Here is a 7173-nt window from a genome sequence, read left to right as displayed (position 1 = left end):
TGCCGGCGGGGCCCCACCGCCCGCCGCCCCATGAACCAACCCGACCCGCACAGCCTGAACCAGTTGCGCGCCCGCGCCGAGCGCCAGCGCCTGGCCGCCGCCGTGCCCCTGGCCCCCGCCGATGCCCAGCGCCTGGCCCAGGAGCTGCAAGTGCACCAGATTGAGCTGGAAATGCAGTACGAAGAGCTGCTGCTGACCCAGGCCGACGCCGAAGCCAGCCGCGCCGAGTACATTGACCTGTACGACTTTGCGCCCGTGGGCTACTGCACCCTGGCCCCCGATGGCACCCTGGCCCAGCTGAACCTGCGCCTCTCCCAGCTGCTGGGCCCCGTGCGCCAGCAGCTGCTGGGGCGCCGGCTGGCCCTGTACGTGGTGCCCGCCGAACGGCTGGCGTTTGCCCGGTTTCTGGAGCAGCTGTGGGCCACGCCGGGCCAGCGCCACACCTGCGAGCTGGCCATGCACGGCCCCGGCGAGGCGCCGTTTTTTGCCCAACTCGAAGGCCTGGTGGGTACCGGGCCCGGCAACGAGCGGGCCCCCGCCGGCTGCCGCTTGGCCCTCACCGACGTGACGGCCCGCCGCCGGGCCACCGATGCCCTGGCCGCCAGCGAGGCCCGCTTCCGCGCCTCCTTCGAGCAGGGCCACGACGGCCAGGCCCTGCTGCGCCACCTGCACTTGGTAGACGCCAACGCCGCCGCCCTGCGCCTGCTCGGCCAGCCCCGCAAAGCCCAGGTGCTGGGCCACCACCTGCCCGAATTTTGGCCCGACGACCAGCCCGGCGGCCAGCCCCTGCTGGCCGGCCTGCTGGCCTGCGCCCAGCAGGCCCACGCCCAGGGCTGGTGCCGCCACGAGCTGCGCCGCTACGCCGCCGGCCAGCCCGTGTGGGACGAGCTTTCCTTCAGCCCGGTGGTGGTGCAGGGCGAAACGCTGCTGCACCTGACCTGGCGCGACGTGACCGACCGCCGGCTGGGCCAGGAGCGCCTGCGCGCCAGCGAGGAGCGCCTCCAGCTGGCCCTGGCCGCCTCGGCCACCGGCGTGTGGGGCTGGGACCTGGCCACCGGCCTGGTGGAGCAGGATGCCTGCGCCCAGCAGGTGCTGGGCACCGCCGCTCCCCGCGTGCCGTGGGCCGAGCTGGAAGCCCTGATGCACCCCGCTGATCAATCCAGCGTGGAGGCCGCCATGCAGCGGGCCCAGGCCACCCGCGGCCACTTCGAGCTGGAGCACCGCCTCGTGCGGCCCGACGGCAGCGTGCGCCACGTGGCCGCCAGCGGCCGCTTCGAGTACGACGCGGCCACCGGCCAGGCCCTGCGCCTGGCCGGGCTGGTGCGCGACGTGACGGCCCCCGCCCAGGCCCAGGAGGCGCTGAAGTTTCAGAACCGGCTACTCACCAATATCCTCCAAAACCTGCCCGTCATCCTCGCCCGCCTCGCGCCCGACGGCCGCTACCGGGCCCTGCGCGGCGCCGGCCTGCGCCGCCTGGGCCTGGCCGACGATGCCCTGGTGGGCCAGGCAGCCGCCGAGGTATTTCCGCAGGAGGGGCCCCACGTGGCGCGCTTGCTGGCCGGCCACAGCGAGAGCCACGTGGCCACCTTTGCGCACGAAGGCCAGCCGGTGCACTTCCTCACCTACAGCTTCTGGAACCCTGACCACCAGGAAGGCGTCAGGTTTTTCATCGATGTCACCGAGTCGGAAATGCTCAAGCAGGCCGTGGCCCGCCAGCAGCAGGTGCTGCTGGCGGCCGTGCTCACGGCCCAGGAGGAGGAGCGCCGCCGCATTGCCGAGGCCCTGCACAACGGCGTGGGCCAGCTGCTGTACGCCACCCGCCTGCACCTCGATGCGCTGCCCACCTCGGCGGCGGTGAAGGCCGGCCAGGGCCTGCTCAGCGAGGCCATCCGGGCGGCCCGCACCATGGCCTTCGAGCTCACGCCCGGCGTGCTCGAAGACCTGGGCCTGCCCGCCGCCCTGCGTGCGCTTGCCCAGCGCATTCCCGCCACCCAGCTCGCCGTCGACCTGAACCTGAAAGGCCTCGAGGCCCCCCTGCCCGCCCCGCTGGCCACCGCCGTGTACCGCACGGTGCAGGAGCTGCTCAACAACGTGATGAAGCACGCCCACGCCCGCGAGGTGTTTGTGCAAGTGGCCCGCGAGGGCCGCGAGGTGCACCTAAGCGTGGAGGACGACGGGCTAGGCTTCGATGCTGACGCGGCCGTGCCGGGCCTGGGGCTGGCCGGCATCCGCACCCGGATGGGGCTGCTGGGCGGCACGTTCACCGTACGCTCGCGGCCAGGCCAGGGCACGGGCGTGTTCCTGGTGCTGCCGGTGGCGTAGCGCTGGGGCCCTGCCGGGGCCCCAAATGTTCTGGTGCGCCGGCGAAAATTCGTGGAAGGAACCGGGCTTTCACCTACGGAAATAACCCGCTGGGGTGTTCAACCAACGCGTGCAGGGCCCCCAGGGTGCCGGGCCCCGGCGCTTTCAATCCGCGCCTTCCACTTTACCCCGCCAGGGGCAGCGTGAAGTGGAAGGCGCTGCCGCTGCCCAGCTCGCTCTCGACCCAGAGGCGGCCGCCCTGGGCGGTGATGAACTCGCGGGCGATGCTCAGGCCCAGGCCCGAGCCGCCCTGGTAGCCGGTTTTGTCGGGAATCTGGGTGAAGCGCTGGAAGATTTTGTCGTGGTGCTCGGCCGCGATACCGGGGCCCCGGTCGTGCACCGTTACCTGCACGAACTGGCCGGCCGGGGCGGCCCGCACCGTCAGGGTTTCGCCGGGGGGCGAGTAGCGGATGGCGTTGGCCAGTAGGTTGATGAGTACCCAAGTGGTCTTCTCCACGTCGGCGCGCACGGCGGGCAAGTCGGCGGGCAGGGTGGCGGCGAGGTGCAGCTGCTTGTTGTCGAGCTGGGCCTGCACGGTGGCCGTGGCGAAGGCCACCACGTCGGGCAGGGCGGTGGGCGCGAAGTTCAGCTCGATGCCGGCCCCCGGGTCGAGGCGCGACACGTCGAGCAGCTCGCCCACCAGGCGCAGCAGGCGCTGGGTTTCGCGCCGGATGCCGTCGGTGACGCGCGTGCGCTCCTCGGCGTCAATCTTGTCGGTTTGCAGCAGCTTCAGGCTCATGTTGATGCTGGAGAGTGGCGTTTTCAGCTCGTGCGATACCGTGGCCAGGAAGTTGGACTTCACCTGGTCGAGCTTTTTGAAGTCCGACACGTTGCGCAGCGTGAGCACCTGGCCCACAAATTCCGTTTTGTCGCTGGCTTCGTTGAAGCTCACCAGCTCCTGCACCGCCAGGCGGTAGAACACTTCCTCGCCGTGGCGGGCCACCGTCAGCAGCGGGGTTTCGGCCACGGCGGTGGCGCGGCGCGGGGCCCCCAGGGGGCGCAGCATGGCGGCCAGCAGGTCGTTGCGCTGGGCCACGTCGGCGGCCAGCTGGTCCACGAGCTGGGCCACGGGCAGGCCCAGCAGCTCGCCCAGGGCAGGGTTGGCCAGCAAAATGCGGCCGTTTTCATCCAGCAGCAGCAGGCCCTCGTCGAGGCCGTTCACGATGCTGCGGGCCCGGTTGCGCTCCGTCACCAGCTCGGCCAGTGTGGAGCTGCGGTACTCCTGCAATTGCACCAGCATGCGGTTGAAGGCCCGCGCCACCCGCCCAAACTCGTCGGGGCTTTCGACCGGAATGCTGGCCTCGAAGTTGCTGCCCACGGCGTGCTCCAGGGCGTTGGTGAGCTTGCGCAGCGGCAGCACCGCCGCCTCGGGCACGCTGGCCACCAGCAGCAGCGCCAGCAGCACGGCCAGCGTGGCCACCAGCAGCAGGTTGCGGCCGGCGCCGGTGGCCTGGGCCCCCAGCTGGGCATTTTTGCGCGTCAGGGCCACCGTGTTTAGCCGAATCATGCGGTGGGTTTGGGCGCGCAGCTGCGCGAGGGCCGGCCCGGCCGGCTGCCGCTGAAACGCATCGAACGCCTGCGTGAGCGAATCGACCAGCGCCCGCTCGCCCGCTTCCGTGATGTTGCCGGCCTCGCGGGTGAGGGCCTGCTGGAACCGGGGCCCCGCCGCCGGGGCCCCCGGCGCGGCCTCCAGCTGGTCGAGGGCTTGCAGCATCCGCTGCCCCAGCTCCACGGAGTAGAAGTTGGCCGTCAGGATGTTGCCCGCGCCCGCGCTGAGGCCCCGCACCGTGTAGTAGGCGTAGCCGCCGATGCTGCCCAGCAGCAGCAGCAAAGCCAGAAAGCCCAGCGTAATCTTGGTTTTGAGGTTCATGGTTGTCAATGAACAGTTAACAGTGGGCAGTTAGCAGTTATCAGTGAGCAGTTATCGGTTAGCAGTTATTACGTGGTGATTTAGGGCCCCCAGGCCGTCATGCAGAGCGCAGCGAAGCATCTTTCCCGCAGCAGTAATCCAATTCAACGAAACAGTAGTGCTCCAACAAGCCTAGCCGGACGGCCCGGGGGCCCTAAACCGGGCGCTACCCCATTGATTACTGCCGCAGGAAAGATGCTTCGCTGCGCTCTGCATGACGGCCTGGGGCCCCAAATCACCCCGTAATAACTGTTCACTGCTCACTGATAACTGTTCACTGATCTTCAATACGTTACCAGGAAAATATCCAGCTCGGGCGTGGCCGTGGCAATGGCCCGCACCAGGCCCCGGGTGATGCCGCCGCGGCCGGCGAGGCGCTCCCAGGCGGTTTTTTCGCCCGTCACGCCGCATACTAATAAGGTAGCGTTTTTCTCGGCTGCCACCCGGCGGATGGCGCCCACCACGTCGTCGTCCTTCACGCGCAATATTTGGGCCCCCAACTCGGCGGCCAGCTGGAGGTTGTGGAGCAGGTGGCGCTGGGTGGCCAAGCCGATGCGGTCGGCGCTTTCGCGGCCGGTTTGCACGTACAGCACGTACCAGGCGGCCGCCCCGAAGCGGTCGGCCAGGCGCGAGGTTTTGCGGATGATTTCCTTGGCCGCCTTTTCGTTGGAGTTGATGCAGGCCAGCAGGCGGTCGTCGTTGCGGCGCTGGGCGGCCACGGCGGGGGCCCCACCGCCGCTGCTTTCCACCTGGTGGCCCAGCAGCTGGGCCACCTCGCGCACGGCCAGGCGGCGCAGCTGCAACAGGTTTTCGGCCTGGAAGAAGTTGGCCAGCGCCGTGGGCACCTTGGCCGCGTTGTAAATCTTGCCCTCCTCCAGGCGGGCGCGCAGCTCGCCCACGGTTAGGTCCACGTTCACCACCTCGTCGGCCTCACGCAGCAGCCGGTCGGGGATGCGCTCGGTCACATCGGTGCCGGTTATTTTCAGCACCTGGTCGTGCAGGCTTTCCAGGTGCTGCACGTTCACGGCGGTTATCACCGAAATGCCTTTTCGCACCAGCTCCTCCACGTCCTGCCAGCGCTTTTCGTGGCGCGAGCCGGGCACGTTGGCGTGGGCCAGCTCGTCCACAATCACCACCTGCGGGCGCTGCTTCTCAATGGCGTCGAGGTCCATTTCCGGCAGGGCCCGGCCCTTGTAGTACACCTGCTTGCGGGGCAGCAGGGGCACGCCGCGCAGCTCGGCCTCGGTACCGGCGCGGCCGTGGGTTTCCACGTAGCCCAGCAGCACGTGCACGCCGTGCTGGTGCAAGTCGTGGGCCTCCTGCAGCATCCGGAAGGTTTTGCCCACGCCGGCGGCCAGGCCCAGGTAAATTTTGAGCGTGCCGCGCCGCTTCTCCTGCACCAGGCGCAGGAAGCGCTCGGCGGATTGGTCGCGCGGGTCGTTTTCGGCGGGAGGCATGGGGTTAATTAAAAATTATCAATTAAAAATTAAAAATCAGGTGGTTTTCAGGCGGTTTCAGTTGCTGGTTTTTCCTCATAATAGCAGCCAATTCCATCCATTTTTAATTTTTAATTGATCATTTTTAATTCGTTTCAAAATGACAGCGCGACGCTGGTTGTCAGGTTGCCGTAGTTGCGGCTGGGGCCCCCATCGTGCTGGAAAATAGCGTTCTGCGCCCGCAGGTAGCGCCCCTCCACGCGGAAGGTGACGTTGGCCGTGGGCAGGTAATCGAGGTTGAGGGAGGTGCCGCCGGCCTTGAAGTCGGCGTCCGTCAGGCCGGGCGAAATGCCGTTGATGAACACGCCCCGCTGGGCGTAGTAGTACTCGCCGCGCAGCGTGGTCGAAAACTGCTCGGCGAGCTTATACTTCACGAAGGCCGAGCCCGTGTGCCAGCTGTCGTAGCCGTGGTGGCCGGCGCTTTGCTGCTTGCCCACGTCGAAGACCAGGGCCAGGTTCAGGCGCTCGGTGGCGGCGTAGGTGACGAAGAAATTGTGGAAGTAGCGCCGGCGCTTGAGCGAGTCCTGGGGCTGCTCGTTGCCGTAAAACGTGCTGCTGTTGACCAGGATTTTGGCCGTCGGCCGCCACTGAATTTGCGTGCCCAGCGCCTTGCCCTGGTTGGTTTCGCGGATGTTCTGCCAGCCGTTCAGCACCAGGCCAGTCAGCGTCAGCCGGGGCCCCACCTCGTAGGTAAAGCGGGCCCCCGACTCGTAGTACGGCGAGTTCTCGGCCATAATGGAGCGCGTCAGCGTCCAGTTATCCTTGCTCAGCGCCGACTCAAACCCGATGTGGGAGGCAAAAATGCCCAGGTCGAGCCAGGCCTTTTTGAAGGGCCGGAAGCCCGCGTAGGCCTCGTAGATGTGCTGAAGCACAGGGTCTTCGGTGGCGTAGTTGGCGCTCACGTAGGTGCCGGCGTGCAGGGCTACGCTGCCGCGCACCCGGCCATCGTCGTAGCGGGCCCCCAGCACGGCGTTGTTCACCGCAAACTCGTTCTGGCGGTTGTGGGCGTACAGGAAATAGGGCCGCGCGTTGGTGTTGTCGTGGTTGAAATCGAAGCCGTAGTAGGCATCCACGAAGCCGTAGTAGGTGAGGGGCCCCGGGGCGGCGGCGGGGGCCGTAGCAGGGGCGGCGGCGGTGGCGGCCGTATCGGCGGGAGTGGGGGTTTGGGCTTGCGCCGCGCCGCCGCAAGCGGCCAGCGCGCCGGCCAGTAGTAGTTTTTTCATCGGTAAAAAGCGGCCCGAATGGCTGCCCGTTTTTCTTCTCAATACAATAAATGGGAGCTGGCCCGGCCGTTGGGCGCGGGCAAGCGCCAGCGCGCCGGCCAGTAGTAGTTTTTTCATCGGTAAAAAGCGGCCCGAATGGCTGCCCGTTTTTCTTCTCAATACAATAAATGGGAGCTGGCCCGGC

At 67.8% G+C, this 7173-nt stretch carries 4 protein-coding genes; 1 reads left to right on the top strand and 3 read right to left on the bottom strand.

The genetic code is table 11. From position 1 onward, the window contains the following. Positions 1–2322, top strand: a 2322-nt coding sequence (locus BEN49_RS08870; RefSeq protein WP_204376076.1) for a PAS domain S-box protein, incomplete at its 5' end; no start/stop codon positions are given. Between the two features lie 163 nt (positions 2323–2485). Here the strand turns inward: BEN49_RS08870 and BEN49_RS08865 are convergent. The 3 genes from BEN49_RS08865 to BEN49_RS08855 form a co-directional block, all read right to left on the bottom strand. Then, positions 2486–4231, bottom strand: a complete 1746-nt coding sequence (locus tag BEN49_RS08865; RefSeq protein WP_070742672.1) for a HAMP domain-containing sensor histidine kinase — start codon at positions 4229–4231, stop codon at positions 2486–2488. A gap of 323 nt (positions 4232–4554) precedes the next feature. Then, positions 4555–5727, bottom strand: coding sequence for a hypothetical protein (locus BEN49_RS08860; protein ID WP_070742671.1), 1173 nt, complete (start codon positions 5725–5727; stop codon positions 4555–4557). A gap of 134 nt (positions 5728–5861) precedes the next feature. Further along, positions 5862–6989, bottom strand: a complete 1128-nt coding sequence (locus tag BEN49_RS08855) for a porin (RefSeq protein WP_070742670.1) — start codon at positions 6987–6989, stop codon at positions 5862–5864. Between the last annotated feature and the right edge of the window lie 184 nt (positions 6990–7173).

It is taken from the genome of Hymenobacter coccineus, from assembly GCF_001816125.1.
GTDB lineage: Bacteria > Bacteroidota > Bacteroidia > Cytophagales > Hymenobacteraceae > Hymenobacter > Hymenobacter coccineus.
The sequence above is the reverse complement of the archived record's forward strand: the minus strand, read 5'-3'. Positions and strand labels throughout refer to the sequence as shown.